Source organism: bacterium 336/3, assembly GCA_001281695.1.
Lineage (GTDB): Bacteria > Bacteroidota > Bacteroidia > Cytophagales > Thermonemataceae > Raineya.
Window position 1 is genome coordinate 246,374 of sequence record LJIE01000001.1, and the last position, 20,415, is coordinate 266,788.

Consider the following 20,415-nt stretch of genomic DNA (forward strand, 5'->3'; position numbering starts at 1 on the left):
ATTTTAATACAACACTCTAAACTTGATTGTATTTTCTATTTCTTTTAAATCTGTAATCACATCTTTACTATATTCTTTATCTATATCTGTGATTACATATCCTATTTCTTCATTAGTTTTTAAGTATTGTCCCAAAATATTAATTTGATGATTAGCCAAAATCAGGTTTATTTTAGCTAAAATACCTGCTGTATTCTTATGGATATGAAGCAATCTGTGAGCATTTTTCTGAGCAGGAAGCTGTAAATTTGGGATATTTACACTTGCATAAGTGCTTCCTGTATTGATATACTCTATGAGTTTATTAGGAACATAAGTGCCTATATTTTCCTGAGCTTCTTCTGTGCTACCTCCAATATGTGGTGTGAGAATTACATTTGGTAAGCCTTTCAATTCATTTTCAAAACTTTCATCATTGGTTTTAGGTTCATAAGGAAATACATCTACAGCTGTACCCGCTATTTTTCCAGAACGAATATTCTTTACAAGAGCCTCTATATCAACAATATGACCTCTTGCCAAATTCAAGAAAACAACTCCTTGCTTCATCAAATCAAATTCTTTTTCTCCTATCAAATTTTCATTTTCTTTTCTGCCATCTACATGAAGTGTTACAAAATCCGCTATTTGTAAAAGTTCTTCTAAACTATTGCATTTTTGAGCATTTCCTAAAGCCAATTTATCTACCACATCATAAAAATAGACCTGCATTCCCAAAGCTTCTGAAATGACAGAAAGTTGTGAACCAATATTCCCATAGCCCACTATTCCCAATTTTTTACCTCTAATTTCTCTACTGTTGTTTGCCGATTTATCCCAAATTCCTTGGTGCATTTTCTGACTTTTCTCTGCAATCTGCCTTGTGAGTATAATCATTTCACCAAGAGCCATTTCCACAACACTTCTTGTATTGCTATAAGGAGCATTGAACACAGCTATCCCTTTTTGCATACAAGTATTTAAGTCTATTTGATTTGTACCAATGCAATAAGCTCCAATGGCTATAAGTCTTTCAGCATGTTTTAAAACCTTAGCTGTTACATTTGTTTTTGAACGTATACCAAGAATAGATACATCTTTTATTTTTTCAATTAATTCATCTTCATTCAAGGCTCCTTTCAATGCTTCTACTTGATAACCTTCATTCTTAAAAATTTCTTGAGCTTTAGGATGTACATTTTCTAGTAATAAAACTTTTATTCGATGTTTTGGATAAGAAACTTGCATAGGTAGTTTATGGATAAATAGAAATTCGTCTAAATTAGGTAGAATGTAATCGGCTTTTTCAGCTACTTGTGGGCGTTCAATATTTTCTGTGAATGCATAAAAATGATTGGCAAGCCCTGCTTCTCTCATTTCGTAATCTGTATAACCATCTCCTATTACATACACTTCTCCTTCTAGATTTAATTCTTTGAGTAATAGAACTTTACCTTTATTTTTAGAGAGGAGAATATTTTTATCATAACCTATGATATTTTCCGATTCATTGAATACAAATTCATTGGCATAAATATTTTCAGGTTTAATGCCATATTTAGTCACGATAGGCTCTATAAACTCTCTGAAACCACTTGAGATAATTAAAATATTTCCTGAATAAGTTTCTAAAAATGTCTTATTCCTTGAGAATGAAACAGATACTTTACTTTCTAAAAACTCAACCAATTTTAAGATGTCGTTTTTGTTTGCAGAAAGTAGTTGTATGCGTTGTTCCAAAGCTTGTTCAAATGAGAGCTTCCCTTCCATTCCTGCTTTAGTAATTTCTTCTATTTTAGAAACTATTTCTTGTTGGTTGGGTTTGCCCTCTAAGGCTATTCGGGCAAGTTCATCCAAGCCTTCTACTTGTGTAAAAGTGCTGTCAAAATCAATAATAATATATTTGTTCATGGCTGGTATTGGTATTTATACAAAACTACATGAAAAACCCTAATAAGCAAAAAAGCCCACTATCAAGTGAGCTTACTTTATATTCTAAAGTTATTTGTATTATCTTCCAAAATATAAATTTTCTTTATCTTGGCGTGTTTGGTCTTCCAAAGGATACTCTTTACGTAGTGGGTGATAATCCATTTCATCTACGTTATAAATTCTCGTCAGCTTCGGGTGTCCATCAAAGATAATTCCATAGAAATCGTAAGCTTCTCTTTCCATCCAATTAGAAGATGCAAATAGTGTTGTAAGTGTTGGAAGATGCAAATCGTCTTGAGATAAAAACACCTTAAAACGCAAACGAATATTACTTAAAAGGCTATGTACTTGATACATCACCGCAAACTCTGCTCCTTGATTATCAGGATAATGAATCCCACAAAGTGTTGTCAGGAACTGAAACTGAAATTGTTTATGAAAATATAGATACTCTAAAAGATTGATGATGCTTTCTCTTTTGCAAATCAATAGAGGCAAGTCTGTTGCTGTTTGTTCATCCAAAATCAAACTACCTTCAAATTTTGCTAAGATATCTTCAATAATAATTTCTTTAGTAAGTACAGCCATAAAACTTAATTTTTGAGCAAGATAATAATTTTAACAATTCTTAGAAATATTTTGTTTCGAAATACTCTATTCTGTATAATCTTCCCATTTTTTTAGTAAATTTTGAAAATCTTCAGGTAATTCACTCTCATAAAAAACAGGTTTTAATGTTGTAGGATGAATAAATCCTAAACTTTTTGCATGTAGGGCTTGACGTGGCATCATTTCAAAGCAATTTTCTACAAATTTTTTGTATTTGCCTGTAGCATTGCCCCTACGTATTTTATCCCCTCCATAAGATACATCATTGAATAATGGATGACCAATGGATTTCATGTGTATGCGTATTTGGTGTGTTCTTCCTGTTTCTAAATTACAACGTATCAAACTCACATATTTAAATGAGCGTATTACCTGATAGTGTGTAACAGCTCTTTTTCCAATTTCTGAGTCTAAAGGGTACACATCCATTAATTTCCTATCTTTTGTACTACGATTAATGGGAGCATTAACCGTTCCTTTTGACTCTTTAGGTTCACCCCAAACCAATGCGTAATATGTTCTTTCAATATTATGGTCAAAAAACTGTTTGGCTATAAAACTTAAAGCTCTTTCCGTTTTACCAATTACCAAAAGACCAGAGGTATCTTTGTCTATTCTATGTATCAATCCTGGACGTATTTCTCCATCTTTAAAGTGTGGAAGTTGCTGAAAATGATATACCAAAGCATTTACAAGCGTCCCATCCCAGTTACCATGAGCAGGATGGACAACCATTCCAGCAGCTTTATTGACAATCAAAAATTCATCGTCTTCATAAATAATATTAAGAGGAATATTTTCAGGAAGAATTTCTTTGTTTCGAGGTGGAGTAGGTAAATGAAGCGTTATACTATCAAAAGGCTTTATTTTATAATTCGATTTGATAATCTTATCATTTACCTTTATTAAGCCTGCTTCTATAGCATTTTGTATTCTATTACGAGTTGCATTTTGAACTCTATCAACCAAAAACTTGTCTACTCTGAGCAAGCCTTGACCCTTATCTACAATAATTTTATAATGTTCGTACAATTCCGAAACATCTTCATCTTCCAAGAAGTCATCTTGTTCATCCTGATTCATTTTTTAATGGGATTCTTATATTTTACTATGTAAGTTTTTGAATTGAGTATGTAAACTATCAAATTGAGATGACGATATTTCAAAACCACCATATTTGATATAGGCAAATATTTTACTTTGATATTTAAAATCTTCGTACAAAGGTTTTTTATTTTGTCTTAGTTCTTGTTGATACTCTAAATTAGTTTTTTCTTTTTGTAAATGAATATATTGTTTTTGAGAAAGTAAAAATAATGTCTTTAAATATAAGAATCTTACAGCTTGGGTATAATCTCCTTTGGCTATTGCTTTGTTTATTTTCTCATCTAAATTACTTTTATCTAATTTATCAATATCTTCTTCCAGAACTTCTTGTACAACTATTTTATTATTTCTTCTAAAGAGACTCATAGGATTGATTCCCAGTAAGGCAAGCACTAAAAATATGATTGCAATTGCTGAAGCAATATAAATAGCACTTTCGCCCAGTTGAATTTTAGGAGATTCTTGTCTTCTTATTTTCTTTACTTCCCATTCATTTTCTCCATTTCCTTGATTTTTACCATTTCTTTTTTGTTCCTGCTCATAACGCCATTGTTTCCACTCCCAATCACTATCTTCTTTATTATAATCTTTTATATCTTCTTCTTCGTAGTTAAAATCAGGGTCATTTCTTAATTTTTCTAAATTTTTATCTTTAAAACTACGTACTTCCACCAGAGAGCTATCTATAGCACCTTGTGAGTATCCCTGTAAAGAATACACAAACATGAGAGTTACTATAAAAAGCCTTTTGAACATCAAGTATATAGAAAAGAGTAAGATAAAAAACTTCTAAAGCATTTCCAAAGAATAGCCTCTAATTATTAAGGTTAATAATATCAATCCTACAATAATTCTGTACCAACCAAATGCTTTAAAGCCATATTTAGTCAAAACACCAATAAAAAATTTAATTGCTATCAGAGCTACTACAAAAGCTACTATATTCCCAACAAAAAATAAAGTCCATTGTTCTTGTGTTTGATTCAAAAAATCTTCTTTTACATCCCAAATACTTTTGACAGTAGCAGCAAACATAGTAGGAACAGCCAAAAAGAAAGAAAATTCTGCTGCCACTTTTCTATTTAGGCGTTGAGTTAGCCCTCCTATAATCGTTGATGCTGAACGGCTTACCCCTGGTATCATAGAAATACACTGAAAACAACCAATGATAAAAGCTGTTTTATAGTTAATGTCCTGAGTGGTTTGGTTTTGATTTAATTCATTCTTAGAAAACCATTTATCTACAAACAAAAGTATTATGCCTCCTAAAAGCAATGCAACAGCCACTACATCTACTCTTTCAAGCAAGGTATCAATATGTTTTTTGAGAAGCAAACCCACTATAGCTGCAGGGATAAAGGCTACTATGAGTTTAAAATAAAAATCAATACTTTGAAAAAATCGCTTCCAGTATAATACCACTACCGAAAGAATTGCTCCTAACTGAATAGCAACAATAAACATTTTAAAAAAATTATCAGCTTTCATTTGTGCAAATGAAGCCGTAATAATCATGTGTCCTGTAGAAGATATGGGCAAAAACTCCGTAAGTCCCTCTACAATGGCTAATAAAATAGCTTCTAATAAACTCATTTTTTCGATTTATAGAAAATAGCAATAAATTGAGTAAGAAAGCCTAATAATAATACAATGGGACCAAGTGTAATACCCATAAAGCCAAAACCATATCGTTCTTTATCACTTGCCATTATTACAAAGCCCAATAAAAGAAGTAATAGCCCTACTATCATGATGATATAATTGGCTTTATCAAAAGGAAAAGGTTTATTTTCTGAATTTTGCATAAAATAGCTTTTTGAATGGCAAAGAAAACGTTTTTTGTTGAATTTTCCAACTATCTATAAAATGCTTGAAATAGGTATTTTATTTTGAGAAACCTTGATTATTTCTTAATTTGCATCATAAAGTAAAAGCCAGTATGTTAAATTTTGTAAAAGCTGAATTATTGGAAGCTCAAAAAGTTTTAAATTCTTTTTTTGAGGATAAAGAGAACCTTGATAAAATAGTTCTTACGGCTCAAAAAATGATAGATGCTATCCAAAACAATCGTAAGATATTGGCTTGTGGTAATGGTGGTTCACATTGTGATGCCATGCACTTTGCTGAAGAATTAAGTGGAAAATATAGAAATGACCGTAAAGCTCTTCCTTCTATCTCCATTTCAGATAGTGGACATATTACTTGTGTAGGAAACGATTATGGTTTTGACCACATATATGCTCGATTTATAGAAGCATTAGGACAATCAGGAGATGTATTGGTAGGTATTAGTACCAGTGGAAATTCTACAAATGTTATAAAAGCCTTTGAAGTAGCTAAAAATCAAGGCATTACAACTGTTGCTCTTACTGGTAAAAATGGTGGAAAATTGGCTGAATTAGCTGATTTTGAGATTCGTGTTCCTCACACGGGTTATGCTGACAGAATCCAAGAGATACATATTAAAATTATCCATATTTGGATTGGTCTGATTGAAAAGGGTTTAGGGTTATCATAAACTATAATCATTATGAAAAAAGTTGTTGGAATTATTTTGTTTCTATTTTGGGTAAATTTTGTATTTTCTCAAAATACAAAAGAGGAAAGTATCAAAAATGATATAGTAGAAGGTACTTTATTAATTCCAACAAATAAAACTCCTGTTCCTTTAGTTATTATCATTGCAGGCTCTGGACCAACCGACCGAGATGGCAATAATCCATTAGCAGGAAAATCTAATTCTTATAAATTATTGGCTGAAGGTTTAGCTCAAAATAATATAGCCTCTCTACGTTATGATAAACGTGGTATCGCAAAAAGCGTAGTTCCTAATTTTAAAGAAGATAATCTTGATTTTGACCAATATATCAATGATGTAACCAGGTGGATAGATATTATAAGTAAAGATAAAAGATTTAATAAAATTATAATTTTAGGACATAGTGAAGGCTCTTTGGTTGGAATGATTGCTTCTAAAAATTCTAAAGTATCCAAATACATTTCATTAGCAGGCACAGGCAGACCTATTGATGAAGTGATTTTACAACAGTTGAAAGACCAAAAACAACCTGAAAATATACTCAAAGATATAACAGATATGTTTGGTGAATTGAAAAAAGGCAACAAAATAGAAAAGCCTAACCCAATGTATTACAGTCTTTTCCGTCCAAGTGTACAACCTTACATGATTTCATGGCTCAAGTACAATCCACAAGAAGAAATAAAAAAATTAACTCTACCTATTTTAGTTGTTCAAGGAACAACAGATTTACAAATTCCTGAAAGTGAGGCTCAATTATTATTAAAAGCAAGTCCTAAAGCACAATATTTGCTTATAGAAAAAATGAACCATGTGCTTAAAACCAGTTCTGCTGATAGGAAAGAGAATTTTGATACTTATTCAAAACCTGATTTACCCCTTTCAGATGGTTTAATAAATGGTATTGTAAAATTTATAAAATGATTTGATTAAAAAACTTGCGATACTAACCCCTTTTTTTCTTTTTTTGAGCCTCTTTTCATTTGCTCAAAAAACTTTACAAATTGAATTTATACCTAATATTCATTATTTTTATCAAAAAAAATTCATAGATTCTCTTTCAAGAGAGTCTCATATAAATAATATTCTATCTACTCTGCAAAAAAAAGGATATTGGTATTCTAATATTCAAGAGAAAAAATATTTTAACAATACTTTAAATATTAAAGTGATTTTAAATAAAGAAGTTTATTGGAAAGCTCTTGAACAAGGGAATATAGAAAATTTGTTCTTAGGAAAACTTTCTTTGAATGATTTTAAAAATAAAATTTTTGATTTTAGTATTTGGGAAGCTTTTTCAGAAAGAGTTTTAAGAAATGCAGAGAATAAAGGTTATCCTTTTGCAAAAATTCAATTGGATAGTATTCAAAACAAGAATGATTCTATTTCTGCCAAAATCAATTTTCAAAAAGGATTTTATGTTACTTGGGATACTCTGAGTGTACAAGGAAATCTAAAATTAAAACGTTCTTTTTTAGAACGCTATTTACAAATCCGAAAAGACGAATCTTATAGTCAAGAACAACTTGAAAGAGCAGAAAAGCTATTAAAGAATTTAGGTTTTATAAAAATAACAAAACCTACTCAAGTTCTTTTTGAAGCTCAGAGAGCAAAACCTATTTTTTTCGTAAATCAAAGTAGAAGTAATGAGATAGATGGTATTTTAGGTTTTATGCCCAATGAACTTTCTCCAAATACTTTATTACTCACAGGACAAGCTCAAGTAAAACTAAGAAATTTATTTAATTCTGCTAAAAGTTTAGAAGCAGAGTTTCAGCAACTCAAACCTAATCATCAATTACTCCAAGCCATTTACAAACACCCCATACTTTTTCGCTCTAAACTCAACTTTGAATTCAATTTTAAACTTCTCAGAGAAGATACTAATTTTGTTAATATTAATAGGAATTTACGTTTTACATACCCTATCAATATCTATACAAATTTTAAATTGTTTGGAGGAGTACAAAGTTCTCAAACAGGTTTCACTCCCAATATCAATATTAATACGCTACCTATAAATCAAGAAAACAAATATACTTTTTATGGATTAGGTTATGAGTATAATCGTACAGATGATATTTTTTTACCTAAAAATGGTTTTCAAATACAGTTAGATTTACAAACAGGAAATAAGATTATTGAACGCCTGCCTTTCTTATCTGATAGTTTGTACAAAAACATTCAACTCCGAAGTTTACAAACCACTATCAATTTTAAACAAAATTTTTATAGAATGATTAACAAAAAAAGTGGTGTGTATACAAAGCTTGAAGGTGGCATTTTATTAAATAGTAACTTACTTCAAAATGAGCTATTTCGTTTAGGAGGCTTGTTAAGTATTCGGGGTTTTAATCAGAATTTCTTTTTTGCTTCTTCTTACGCCTTGAGTACATTAGAATATCGTTTCTTTTGGCAAGATGATGCCTATTTTTCATTTTTTTATGACCAAGCTATTTTAGAAACAAAAATACTTGAGATAAAAACAAATGATACCCCCTTTGGTATTGGAACAGGTATAAGTTTCCAGACTAAAGGAGGTATCTTCAATTTAAGTTATGCTTTGGGTTACTCCCAAAACCAAAGTCTAAGTGTTACGAAATCCAAAATACATTTTGGATTTATTAGTAGATTCTAAAGTTTTACTGTTTCAAAATCCATAACAACTTGATTTTTTAAAATATCTTCTAAAGCCTCTCTTTGACGGATTAAGTGAGCTTCTCCTTCAAATATCAATACTTCAGCAGGTCTGAAACGAGCATTATATTGTGAACTCATTGTAAAACCATAAGCCCCTGCATTTTTTAAACACAAAATATCCCCTTCCCTCACCTCATTAAGCTTTCTATCCCAACCAAAAGTATCAGTTTCACATATATAGCCCACCACTGTATAAACTCTCGTAGGAGCCATGGGATTTGAAACATTTACAATATCATGAAACGAATCGTACATCATAGGACGGATAAGATGATTCATCCCTGAGTTTACACCTACAAATACTGTTGCTGGAGTAGTTTTAATCACATTTGTTTTTACAAACAAATATCCTGACTCACTTACCAAATACTTCCCTGGTTCGAACCATAATTCTAGTTCTTTGCCGTACTCTTTACAGAAACCTTGAAAAGCTTTTGTAAGTTTTTTTCCTAAATCTGCAATATCTGTAATTACGTCTCCTTCTTTATAAGCAACCTTAAAGCCACTTCCAAAGTCCATAAATTCTAAATCAGGAAAATCCTTAGCAATATCAAAAAGGATATTTGCACCTTGTAAAAACACTTCTGAATCAACAATTTCAGAACCTGTATGCATGTGCAATCCGTTTACTTTTATATTATTGGTTTTGATTACACGTAGAAGATGTCTTGTTTGAAGGACAGAAATACCAAATTTAGAGTCTATATGCCCCGTAGAAATCTTATGATTCCCTCCTGCCATAATGTGTGGGTTCAGACGGATGCAACAAGGAACAGAGTTTCCATACTCATGTCCAAACTGCTCTAAAATGGAAATATTATCAATATTAATAACAACTCCTAAACGAACAGCTTCTTTTATTTCCTCAAAACTTACACAATTAGGCGTAAAAATAATCTCTTTTGGAACAAAGCCTGCCATTAAACCCAAGCGTACTTCTTGAATTGAAACAGTATCTAAACCTGTTCCATAATATTTAAAAAGCTTTAAAACTGATAAATTGTTAAGAGCTTTACAAGCATATTTTATTTTTACATTTACATCTTTAAACGAATCTTTGAGGAGATTCACCTTTTCTTGCATCTTGTTTGCATCATATACATACAAAGGTGAATCAAATTTTTCACAGAGTTCTAAGACATTTACTCCTTGAATTTGGTACTGGTTGCTGGTTGAAAGTTGCATATTAAATGGTATAATTTATTCAAAAATACAGAAAAAGGCTTATTTATCAACGTTTTTGGAGAAAGAATATTTCAGATGTTCCACGTGGAACATTGTATTTTTTGTTCTTATTTACAATGAACAAATCATGCATATTCTTTGTTTTTGTTGTAACTTTGTAAAAAATAAAATAACCTAATGTTCCACGTGGAACATTTTCATACTCGATAAATAAAAAAATATGTTTCCAGTATATGATGTAATTGTAGTGGGTGCAGGACACGCAGGAAATGAAGCAGCAGCAGCAGCAGCAAACATGGGCTCCAAAGTTTTATTGATTACTATGAATATGCAAGTAATTGGGCAAATGTCTTGTAATCCTGCAATGGGTGGTGTTGCCAAAGGACAAATTGTAAGAGAAATTGATGCTCTTGGTGGACTTTCTGGGATAATTAGTGATAAAACAGCTATACAGTTTAGAATGTTAAATCGTTCTAAAGGTCCTGCTATGTGGAGTCCAAGAACACAAAATGACAGAATGCGTTTTGCTGAAGAGTGGAGATTAGCTTTGGAAGCCATTCCTAATCTTGATTTTTGGCAAGATATGGCAACAGGAATTCTTGTAAAAAATGGGAAAGTTGCAGGTATTAGAACCAGTATGGGTATAGAAATAGAAAGTAAATCTGTGGTTTTAACAAGTGGAACATTCTTAAATGGTATTATTCATATTGGTGAAAAGAAATTTGGAGGAGGTAGAACAGGAGAAAAAGCAGCAACAGGTATTACAGAACAATTAGTAGAATTAGGTTTTGAAGCAGGCAGAATGAAAACAGGAACTCCTCCCCGTTTAGATGGAAGGACTATTAATTATGAAGCAACTGAAGAACAGTTAGGTGATGAGAAACCAAGTAAATTTTCATTTTTAGATACTCCTGAACTCACAAAACAAATGAGTTGTTGGATTACTTATACCAATCAGGAAGTACATGAAGTCTTAAAAACAGGTTTTGATAAATCTCCAATGTTTACAGGACGTATCCAAGGTTTAGGTCCGAGATATTGCCCATCTGTAGAAGATAAAATTAATCGTTTTGCAGATAAAGAACGTCATCAGATTTTTATAGAACCTGAAGGTTGGCAAACTGTAGAAGTATATGTAAATGGTTTTTCCACTTCTTTACCAGAGGACGTTCAGTATAAAGCAATCAGAAAAATACAAGGTTTAGAAAATGTGAAAATGTTTAGACCTGGTTATGCTATTGAGTACGACTACTTCCCTCCTACCCAACTCAAGCTAACTCTCGAAACAAAACTAATTGAAAATCTATTTTTTGCTGGTCAAATTAATGGAACAACTGGTTACGAGGAAGCAGCTTGCCAAGGTCTAATGGCTGGTATCAATGCTCATAATAAAGTATATGAGAAAGAGCCTTGTATTCTGCAACGTTCGGATGCCTATATTGGTGTATTGATTGATGATCTTATCAATAAAGGTACTGAGGAACCTTACAGAATGTTTACATCAAGAGCAGAATATAGAATTTTATTAAGACAAGATAATGCTGATAGCAGACTTACAAAACTTGGGCATCAGTTAGGTTTAGCTTCTGATGAGCGTTTAGAACGTTTAAAGAAAAAAGAAGATTCTATTGCAAAACTTCTGAATGATTTAAAACAGAAAAAAGTACAACCTGAAGAAATTAATAGTACGTTAGAAAACTTAGGTACATCAGGCATCAAAGAAAAAAGCAGTTTTTATAGTTTACTAAAACGTCCTCAAATAGAACTTGCAGAATTAGCAAAACATTATGAAGAGTTAAAAATCTATTTAAGCAAATATAATGAGGAAGAAATAGAACAAGCAGAGATTGCTATTAAGTATGAAGACTACTTAGTGAAGGAGCAGCAGAATGCTCAAAAAATGAAAGACTTAGAAGATTTCAAAATTCGAGATGATTTTGATTATGAACGAGTAAAAGCATTATCGATGGAGGGTAGACAAAAATTAAATAAGATACGTCCTGAAACTTTAGGACAAGCCTCAAGAATTAGTGGTGTATCTCCAGCAGATATTTCGATATTGATGGTTTACATGGGTAAATAATTTTTATATTACAAAACTAACTTCACTCCCATAAAAAATCTATGGGAGTTTTTTTATTACTATGAAATCGGAAAATCTATCACCTATTTTATTCAATGCTTGGAAACATCATTGGAAATATATCCAAAAACAAATTAAAGAGTTTGAACAAATTGAAGACTTAAATAATCAAATAAAAATAATAGGACACTCAGTTCTTGATTTGTATATCGGTTCGCTTTCAGTTGAAAATATTTATCAAGAAGTTATTTCAATTTTACAGGAAAAAGATTGTTTAGAGGAAGAGAAATATCTAAAATGGTTACAAGAAAATAAAAATTACCAAGAAATAGAATTATCTGATAACTCTATTTGGACACTTCTAAAAGGCAATGAAGTAAATAAATATATTCATATTCACCCAAGTCGTTATTCTCCAAATTCTATCAGAAGTAATGCCAATTCTCTAAAAACAGCTATTTTGTCTTTACTTTATCAAACTAAAAATGATATTAATATAAATCTTGAAATAATAAATATGATTAGAAATTCATATTTATTATTATCACCGATAAGAAGTATTGAAGAATCTCGTAAAATTTTTGATTTGATAGAATTATCATAGAACTTTACTTATTCAACTCGTATTTCATACCTTGATTCTTAAAAAACTCTTGAAGCAAGGTATATTTTTTATTATCAAATAAATCATCAATACTACTATAATGATCATGAGTATTAGAACTCATACCTATACAACTAAAACATATTTCCCAATGAAATATCTCTCCATTAATATAAATTAGAACTGAATGATGTGGAATATAACAACCTGCTTTTTTAATTTCTGTTGGTTTTCCTTTAGGTGGCTTATATTTAGCCGTATTAATAATTTTTATTAATTCTTTTTTTTGGCTTAAGTTTAAAACCTGTTTCTCTTTAATTATAAAATTATTTATTGAATCGTTAATAACAACTCTCGTATCCAAGAGACTACCATTTTGAGAGTATTCTCCATTACTATTCAAATGACTCAATATAATCACTGAATCGGCTCGTTTTATATCATCTACCACACCTTTTCCTTTATACGTTTTTAGTTGAGCAAAGCTTATTTGATAAAATAAAAGAAAAAGCATCAAAATTATGTTTTTCATATCTTTACTATTTCAACTTATCTCCTCTCAAAAGTCTAAAACGTTTACGAGCTTCTGCTACATACACACTCCCTGGGTATTGAGTCAAATGTTCTTGATATAGATTCATGGCTTTTTCTTTGTTATTCAGACGTTCTTCATAGGTTTTAGCCAAATTAAAGTGAGCATCATCACTTAGTATATCAAATTTATAGTCTTTTAGAATTAGTTCATACATTTCAACAGCCTTTTCAGGTTTACCCATTTTTATATAAATACCAGCTTTTGTCCAATAAATATTGTCTGTGAGGCTATGTCCACTATAAGTTTTGAGCATTTTATCTAAACCCATAAGAGCCTCATCTGTTTTATTCTGAAATATTAGTAAATCTATTTTAGCGTATTCTTTCATAGCAGTTTCAGTACTATCCATACCTACATTATCTTGTACAAATACACTCAGGTCAATAGCATCATTAGAGATTTCACGAGAAGTAGCATTTTTTAGAATATCCAAGTGTGTTTGAGCAAGCTCAAAATCTCCTTTATAATAGCTTAATTTTGCATTTTTTAGTTTGGCTTCATAAGCAATTGGACTATCTTTCTGAGCTTTTTCAGCTTGATAATATAATAAACTGGCTTCACCATAATCACCCATCAGAACATAAATATCACCTAAAGCAATTTTACACAAAGCTGTAAATTTCAAATTGTATTTAGCTTCTTCAATAGCTTCATTCAAAAGACTCAGAGCTTTATCTTTATCGTCTAAATAAAAAGCATACAACAATGCCATATCTTTAATTGCTTCCACTGCTCTACTCTTCCCTTGAGAATTTACAAGATCCTGATAATCTTTAATAATTGTTTTAACTTTTCCTTTATCAATGGGATATACATTTTTAATTACCTCTTCTTTAGAACGAATTAAGTATCTTCTGGCAGGAATATAATACAATTCGCTATTAGGATATTGTTCTACAAAATATCCTAGTATTTTTTCAGTAGCAGGATAATCGCTATTTTCAAAAGCTATTCTTCCTATATCAAAAAGTTGGCTACCTTGTTTTTTAAAGCGTTTATCTATTGCTTTAGCTTGTAAAAATGCTTTACTAAAGTTTTTTTGTTGCATATATAGCCATAAAAGTAATTCGTTACCAGCAGTATGATTGGGAGTTTCTTGTACAACACCTAGAAGATATTGTTCCAGCTTATCCATTTCCTCATCCAAACGTATTTCATCTTGTAACATTCCTTTTACATGTTCAGCATAATCTTCATCCTTATTATATAGCTTTACATATTCCTCAATCATAAGCATTTTTTTGCCCATTTTAGCATATATATCACCTAATTGAAGTGCATATTTATCTGATACACCTTCGTGTCTTCTTGCCTCTAAAAATAGCTTTTCAGACCATTCATACTTATCATACCTTTCGAAGTTAGCATGAGTAGTCAATGTTTTTTCTTTATCTTTTTTAGCAATACTAATAGCATTATCGAACTCTTTCTCAGCTTCTTTTATTTTGGTTTGCATTTCTAAGATAACTCCATAATCTATCTTATAAGGTAGATTGTTAGGGTCATTTTTAATTTGTTTTTTAAGAAAATCTTCTGCTGTCTTATAATCTTTCAGATTAATAAGTGTAAGTAGGTACGACTGATGAATACTTCTCCAATTTGATGAATTTCGAGCTAGTTTATCATAAATGTCTTTAGCTTTTTCATATTTTCCTTGTACAAAGTATTCTTCAGCAAGTTGTAAATCTTGTGCTGCAACAGGCGAACTTATCAGTGTAATTAGAAAAATAAAATATAGTATTTTTCTGATATGACTTTTTTCCATAGTAGTGAATTTTTCAGAAGATAACGATTTTTTTCTTTTTTTCCAAACGACTTTTTTCATTCCTTTTTTTTATAAACAATAATAATAATAAATTTTTTAAAACTATTTTTATTGTTATTGGTATGTGGATAATTAAAGATTTTTACGAAAATTCAGACTTATCCACATAAATTATAAAATGTGGATAAGTGTTATAAACAATATAAACGACTGATAATCAAAAATATTATTTCTATTATCCACATAAAAATCAAAAAAATGTGGATAAAATGTGGATAAGTACTTATCCACAAGTACGTGGATAAGTACTCGAAAAATGTGGATAAAATGTGGATAAGCATGGTATAATTGTGGATAAATCGAATAAACATGTGGATAAGCATGAAGAGAACAATGTGAACAAGTCATAATCTTATAAACAAAGTTTTTGCAAAATGTGGAAAAATAATGAGTTTTCCACATAGTTATACACATACAATGTTGATAGATTTCCTTAGCAATTAGAATGCCAATAAAAGTTACCCACAGGGTTACCCACAAGTTATCCACAAAAAAAGTGTGTTATCCACAAAGTTTTTTATAAAATTGTGGATATCTACATATCCTAATTTTCAACAAAAAAATAATAATATTTTTTTATTAATTGTATTTTTCTTAGAAATGAGGAGAAAGAAATGCTATACTAAAAAGATATTTTAAATGATTTAGGTAGGTTGATAAAAAATCAGTAAATTTGGCATTGTATTTGAAAAAACTAAAAACAATTTCTTACTGAATATAGTTGAAATACAAATTTCATTTAATTTTTTTTATTGTATGCTCATCGAACCTGGACAACTGCTTGCTACAATTGAACGACCCGAAGATTTAAGAAAACTTACTCCTCAACAACTTCCACAAGTAACGCAAGAATTACGTCAGTACATCATTGATATAGTTTCTGTTTATGGAGGACATTTCGGAGCCAGTTTAGGTGTGGTAGAACTTACAGTTGCTCTTCATTATGTATTTGATACTCCATATGATCAATTAATTTGGGATGTAGGGCATCAGGCTTATGGGCATAAAATACTTACAGAAAGAAGAAGTGTATTTCATACCAATCGCTTACATAATGGTATTTCTGGTTTTCCAAAAAGAAAAGAAAGCAAGTATGATGCTTTCGGTGTAGGACATTCTTCAACCTCTATTTCAGCTGCTTTAGGGATGGCTCTTGCTTCTAAATATAAAGGTGAAATAAATAAACAACACATTGCTGTAATTGGTGATGGAGCTATCACTGGTGGAATGGCATTCGAAGCAATGAATAATGCAGGTGCTTCTGATGCAAATATGCTTATCATTTTAAATGATAACTGCATGTCTATTGACCCCAATGTAGGAGCATTGAAAGATTATTTAACAGATATAACAACTTCATCAACATATAATAAGCTTAAAGATGAGGTTTGGAATATTTTAGGTAAAACTCAAATAGGTAAATTGACAAGAGAAGCTATTTCTAAATTAGAAAATACTATAAAAGGTGGACTTCTTAAACACAGTAATTTATTTGAGGCTTTAGGGTTACGTTATTTTGGACCCATTGACGGACACGATATAGATCATTTATATCATGTATTATCAGATCTTAAGAATATTCCTGGTCCTAAAATATTGCATTGTGTAACAACCAAAGGAAAAGGTTATGCTCTTGCAGAAAAAGACCAAACTAAATGGCATGCTCCTGGTGTTTTTGATAAGGTAACAGGAGAAATATTTAAAAAAGTACATGAAATACCTCAACCTCCAAAGTATCAGGATGTTTTTGGACATACATTGGTTGAACTTGCTAAATTAAATTCAAAAGTAATGGGTATTACCCCAGCAATGCCTTCAGGTTCTTCTATGAATATTATCATGAAAGAAATGCCTGAAAGAGCATTCGATGTAGGGATTTGTGAACAACATGCCGTAACATTTTCAGCAGGCTTAGCAACACAAGGACTTATTCCTTTTTGTAATATCTATTCTACATTTATGCAAAGAGCCTATGACCAAGTAATCCATGATGTATGTATTCAGGAGTTGCCAGTTATATTTTGTATGGATAGAGGTGGTTTTGCAGGTGCTGATGGTCCAACACATCATGGAGCTTATGATATAGCTTATATGCGTTGTATCCCAAATATGATAGTTTCTGCTCCTATGAATGAGCAAGAACTTAGAAATTTGATGTACACAGCCATGCTTAATATGGAAGAAGGTGGAAAAAAAGCATTTTCTATTCGTTATCCAAGAGGTGAAGGTGTGATGCCTAACTGGAAAACTCCTTTTGAGAAATTAGAGATTGGTAAAGGTAGAAAATTAAGGGATGGTGAAGGAGTTGCTATTCTAACAATTGGACATATAGGAAATTATGTGAATGATATATATAAAGAGCTTGAAAAACAAGGCTTATCTCCAGCTCACTACGATATGCGTTTCGTAAAACCTCTTGATGAAGCATTGTTACATGAAATATTTCAAAAATTCGATAAAGTACTTACTATTGAAGATGGTTGTGTAATGGGCGGTTTTGGAAGTGCTGTATTAGAATGGATGGCAGATAAAGGTTATAGTGCAAAAGTACACCGTTTAGGTATGGAAGATAAAGTTTATGAACATGGAACACAATTAGAGTTACATAAAGAAGCAGGTTTTGCTCATGAGCAAATTATCGCAGAAGTCAAAAAATTAACTGTTTCAAATAAACAATTAGCATTTTAATAGAAAAGCCCTCTTTTTAGAGGGCTTTTTTTATATCACTCCTGCAATAAATTCTGCGATAGAATTGAGGCAATCATCATCTTTCCAATATCCAAAATGGCATAATGGATTCCAAGATTGTAACCAATTTCCTACATTCACTTCTACATCATCAGTTACATTCTGTTGATAACTTTCACTTAAATTTTTGAGTGGATAGCCCAATACATCATCTACATCATAAAAATTATACCAACGAGCTTTATTTTTTAAATCTTCTGGCAATGCTTTGGGAGGAAACTCAATGGCTTCTAAAGGATGATAACCAATTGTAAATAAAGGAATACTTGAACCAAAAGTAAATAAACCTGATAATGTATTCATTCGCTCAAACTCGTTGTCAGCAAGAAGGTCTAAATTATTTTCTTTATGAGCTTTTTGTCTATCCCAAATATAATCTGAAATGATTTGTGTTCCAAAAGAATGTGAAATAACAATGAGAGGCTTATCTTGTTTTCCCAAGTCTATGTAAAGCTTTTCAATAGTTTCATGGATATTTTTTTGTATTTTTTGGTAAACACCATTGCTTTTGTTAGGAGTTCCTCCATAGGCAACAGCATCTCCCACATAACTAATCAAGAATTTGCGGAGTTTACCAAAATTAAGAGGCTCACCATGAGATACATTTCTCCACAATTCTTCTTCGTCGGGTTGTACTTCTGTTGCCCAAGTGGTAGGCATCATTTTTACAAAATCAGGATTTTTATCAAAAAGTCTGATTTTTTCCTGTAAATCTTTGATAAAATCATTGGCGTAGGCAGGATTTTGATTTCCAATACCATGAACAATCAGTACACCTAATTTGAAGCTCATATTATTTTTGTTTTTGGCAATTTATATAAAAAATAGAAACAAAAAAATCACACAAAAATTTTTGTGTGATTTCATCTATAATCTTTTATGAAAATTTACTCACCTTGATTTTCATCAAGATATTTCCAAGTAAGTTTGTCTTCAATAAACTCTTCAGTAGCTACCAAAGTAGGTTTAGGCATTCTTTCATAGAATTTAGAGATTTCAATTTGCTCTCTATTTTCAAAGATTTCTTCAAGATTGTCAATAGGAGAAGAAAAGTCATTGAGTTTATTTGTTAATTCTTCTTTGGTTTTAACTGCAATTTGTTTTGCTCTTTGTGCAATAATAAACACAGATTCATAAACATTGCCTGTTCTTTTAGCAATATCAGACATATCTCTTGTAATAAGAGAGGCAGATGTTGTTGTTAGTTTACCTGAAGTAGATGCACTAATAAGATTTTTGTTATTTTTCATTGCCTTGCGAATTGGGAGTTCTACTTTGATTTTCTGAATTATTTTTATTGGGATTATCCAACTTCTTAATTTCTTCTATTTGTTTCAAACAAGATTCATATAAATTTTTAGCATCCTTTAGATATTTACCATTAGGATACTTGTATTTGTATTCTTCATAAAATACAATTGCTTCATTAAAACGAGCTATTTTCTTGCTTACGATACTCTGACGAGCCAAATTATATTCAGTTTCAAATTTTTTATAAGAAACTTCTTCTATGAAATCAGAGTCTGAATAATCTTTTTCAAAATTTGCTAGAGACTGAATTGCAGCTTTGTAGTTTTGAGTATTATAAAACAACAAAGCATTTTGATAAGCTTTTAGTTCTAGTTTACTTCTCAACTCTTTAATAATCCCATTAGCTTCTTCTATACGTTTGCTTTGAGGATAAGAATTTAAGTAAGATTGTATTGATTGAATAGCTGAAAGTGTAGGAGTTTGATCTAATTCACTTTCAGGAGATTGATTATACAAAGCATAAGCATGAAAATATAAAGATTCCTCAGCCCACTCACTCCTTGGGTAAGTTTCATAAAATCTCTTGAAGTTATATGAAGCCATCTCATATTGTTTTAATTTGTAATAACAGTTAGCTACTACAAATTGAGCTTTTTCTCCCTCTTTTTTCCCTCTAAGCAAAGGTTCTATTTCTTCCAATAGAATTAAGGTGTTGTTATATTCTTTTTTTTCGTAATAATTAATAGCAGCTTGATATTTTTCTAAAGGGTCTTTGCTCTTACGAATTTTATTAAGTTTGCTACACGCAGAGAAAGTTAATAATAATATCACCCACACTAAAAAAGCCTTCTTCATAGAAAATTATTGAAAAATTTTTTGCAAAGTTAAGTTAAAAATCAATGATTTACAACTAATTTTTTTGTAATCATATTTTTGCCATCTATAATCAGTGTAAAGAAATATACACCAGTTTTTAAAGAAGATGTTTGGATTACAACCTTGTTGTATTCAGATTGTAAACGATAAGAACCAACTTCATTACCTAAAACATCATACAATTCAATTTTAGCATCTATATTATTTTGTAGAAGCTGATAATTGAATGATACAACTTCATTGGCAGGATATGGGTATGGATTTGAAATGCTAATTTGGTGATTTTCAAATAGCTTTCCTGTATTTGGAGGCACCACTTCAACAATAGTATTGGCACAAGCCTGAAAAGTAGAAACCCCAATTAATAAAAAAGCAATAAAAG

General features: G+C 30.9%; 18 protein-coding genes and 1 pseudogene. 6 read left to right on the forward strand and 13 right to left on the reverse strand.

Annotated features, from left to right (window positions below):
- Window positions 1-3 precede the first annotated feature (3 nt).
- The 6 genes from AD998_01035 to AD998_01060 form a co-directional block, all read right to left on the reverse strand.
- Window positions 4-1,890, reverse strand: a complete 1,887-nt coding sequence (locus AD998_01035) for a 3-phosphoglycerate dehydrogenase (GenBank protein KOY84922.1) — start codon at window positions 1,888-1,890, stop codon at window positions 4-6.
- A gap of 99 nt (window positions 1,891-1,989) precedes the next feature.
- The gene (locus AD998_01040) at window positions 1,990-2,499 is read right to left on the reverse strand and encodes an NADH dehydrogenase (protein KOY84923.1); all 510 of its coding nucleotides are present in this window, start codon (window positions 2,497-2,499) and stop codon (window positions 1,990-1,992) included.
- Between the two features lie 66 nt (window positions 2,500-2,565).
- Window positions 2,566-3,603 carry a pseudouridine synthase gene (locus tag AD998_01045; protein ID KOY84924.1) on the reverse strand — a complete coding sequence of 346 codons (1,038 nt, stop codon included), beginning with the start codon at window positions 3,601-3,603 and terminating at the stop codon, window positions 2,566-2,568.
- 15 nt (window positions 3,604-3,618) lie between these two features.
- Window positions 3,619-4,353, reverse strand: coding sequence for a hypothetical protein (locus AD998_01050; GenBank protein ID KOY84925.1), 735 nt, complete (start codon window positions 4,351-4,353; stop codon window positions 3,619-3,621).
- 63 nt (window positions 4,354-4,416) lie between these two features.
- Entirely contained in the window at window positions 4,417-5,220 is an 804-nt protein-coding gene (locus AD998_01055; protein KOY84926.1) for a UDP-diphosphatase, read from the reverse strand.
- A complete protein-coding gene (locus AD998_01060; GenBank protein ID KOY84927.1) occupies window positions 5,217-5,432 on the reverse strand; it encodes a hypothetical protein in 216 nt (71 codons plus the stop codon). Before AD998_01060 ends, AD998_01055 begins: the two co-directional genes overlap by 4 nt.
- A gap of 134 nt (window positions 5,433-5,566) precedes the next feature.
- On the opposite strand from AD998_01060, the gene gmhA reads away from it, so the two are divergent.
- From gmhA to AD998_01075, 3 genes are read left to right on the forward strand one after another with little or no spacing between them, the layout of a single operon-like run.
- Window positions 5,567-6,145 (forward strand): phosphoheptose isomerase, encoded by a 579-nt coding sequence (gene gmhA, locus AD998_01065; GenBank protein ID KOY84928.1) that lies wholly within the window; start codon window positions 5,567-5,569, stop codon window positions 6,143-6,145.
- A gap of 12 nt (window positions 6,146-6,157) precedes the next feature.
- Window positions 6,158-7,090: a hypothetical protein gene (locus AD998_01070; protein KOY84929.1), complete on the forward strand. Its 933-nt coding sequence runs from the start codon at window positions 6,158-6,160 to the stop codon at window positions 7,088-7,090.
- Between the two features lies 1 nt (window position 7,091).
- Window positions 7,092-8,804 carry a hypothetical protein gene (locus tag AD998_01075; GenBank protein KOY84930.1) on the forward strand — a complete coding sequence of 571 codons (1,713 nt, stop codon included), beginning with the start codon at window positions 7,092-7,094 and terminating at the stop codon, window positions 8,802-8,804.
- Here the strand turns inward: AD998_01075 and AD998_01080 are convergent.
- A complete protein-coding gene (locus tag AD998_01080; protein KOY84931.1) occupies window positions 8,801-10,051 on the reverse strand; it encodes a diaminopimelate decarboxylase in 1,251 nt (416 codons plus the stop codon). The genes AD998_01075 and AD998_01080 overlap by 4 nt on opposite strands.
- A gap of 220 nt (window positions 10,052-10,271) precedes the next feature.
- On the opposite strand from AD998_01080, the gene AD998_01085 reads away from it, so the two are divergent.
- On the forward strand, window positions 10,272-12,134 hold the full coding sequence (locus AD998_01085) for a tRNA uridine 5-carboxymethylaminomethyl modification protein (GenBank protein KOY84932.1): 1,863 nt from the start codon (window positions 10,272-10,274) through the stop codon (window positions 12,132-12,134).
- A gap of 61 nt (window positions 12,135-12,195) precedes the next feature.
- Complete coding sequence (locus AD998_01090) at window positions 12,196-12,738, forward strand: hypothetical protein (protein KOY84933.1); 543 nt, start codon at window positions 12,196-12,198, stop codon at window positions 12,736-12,738.
- A 4-nt stretch (window positions 12,739-12,742) separates the two neighbouring features.
- On the opposite strand, the gene AD998_01095 is transcribed toward AD998_01090, so the two are convergent.
- Both AD998_01095 and AD998_01100 read right to left on the reverse strand, forming a co-directional pair.
- The gene (locus AD998_01095) at window positions 12,743-13,252 is read right to left on the reverse strand and encodes a hypothetical protein (protein KOY84934.1); all 510 of its coding nucleotides are present in this window, start codon (window positions 13,250-13,252) and stop codon (window positions 12,743-12,745) included.
- Between the two features lie 25 nt (window positions 13,253-13,277).
- Window positions 13,278-15,098 (reverse strand): hypothetical protein, encoded by a 1,821-nt coding sequence (locus tag AD998_01100; protein ID KOY88000.1) that lies wholly within the window; start codon window positions 15,096-15,098, stop codon window positions 13,278-13,280.
- Between the two features lie 816 nt (window positions 15,099-15,914).
- On the opposite strand from AD998_01100, the gene AD998_01105 reads away from it, so the two are divergent.
- Window positions 15,915-17,846: a 1-deoxy-D-xylulose-5-phosphate synthase gene (locus AD998_01105; GenBank protein KOY84935.1), complete on the forward strand. Its 1,932-nt coding sequence runs from the start codon at window positions 15,915-15,917 to the stop codon at window positions 17,844-17,846.
- Between the two features lie 30 nt (window positions 17,847-17,876).
- Here AD998_01105 and AD998_01110 read toward each other — a convergent pair whose 3' ends face one another.
- From AD998_01110 to AD998_01125, 4 genes and pseudogenes are all read right to left on the reverse strand, one after another.
- Entirely contained in the window at window positions 17,877-18,698 is an 822-nt protein-coding gene (locus AD998_01110) for a hypothetical protein (GenBank protein ID KOY84936.1), read from the reverse strand.
- A gap of 95 nt (window positions 18,699-18,793) precedes the next feature.
- A complete protein-coding gene (locus AD998_01115) occupies window positions 18,794-19,075 on the reverse strand; it encodes a DNA-directed RNA polymerase subunit omega (protein ID KOY88001.1) in 282 nt (93 codons plus the stop codon).
- Between the two features lie 70 nt (window positions 19,076-19,145).
- On the reverse strand, window positions 19,146-20,012 hold the full coding sequence (locus tag AD998_01120; GenBank protein ID KOY84937.1) for a hypothetical protein: 867 nt from the start codon (window positions 20,010-20,012) through the stop codon (window positions 19,146-19,148).
- Window positions 20,013-20,053: 41 nt separating this feature from the next.
- Window positions 20,054-20,326, reverse strand: a pseudogene (locus tag AD998_01125) (hypothetical protein).
- Window positions 20,327-20,415: the final 89 nt, after the last annotated feature.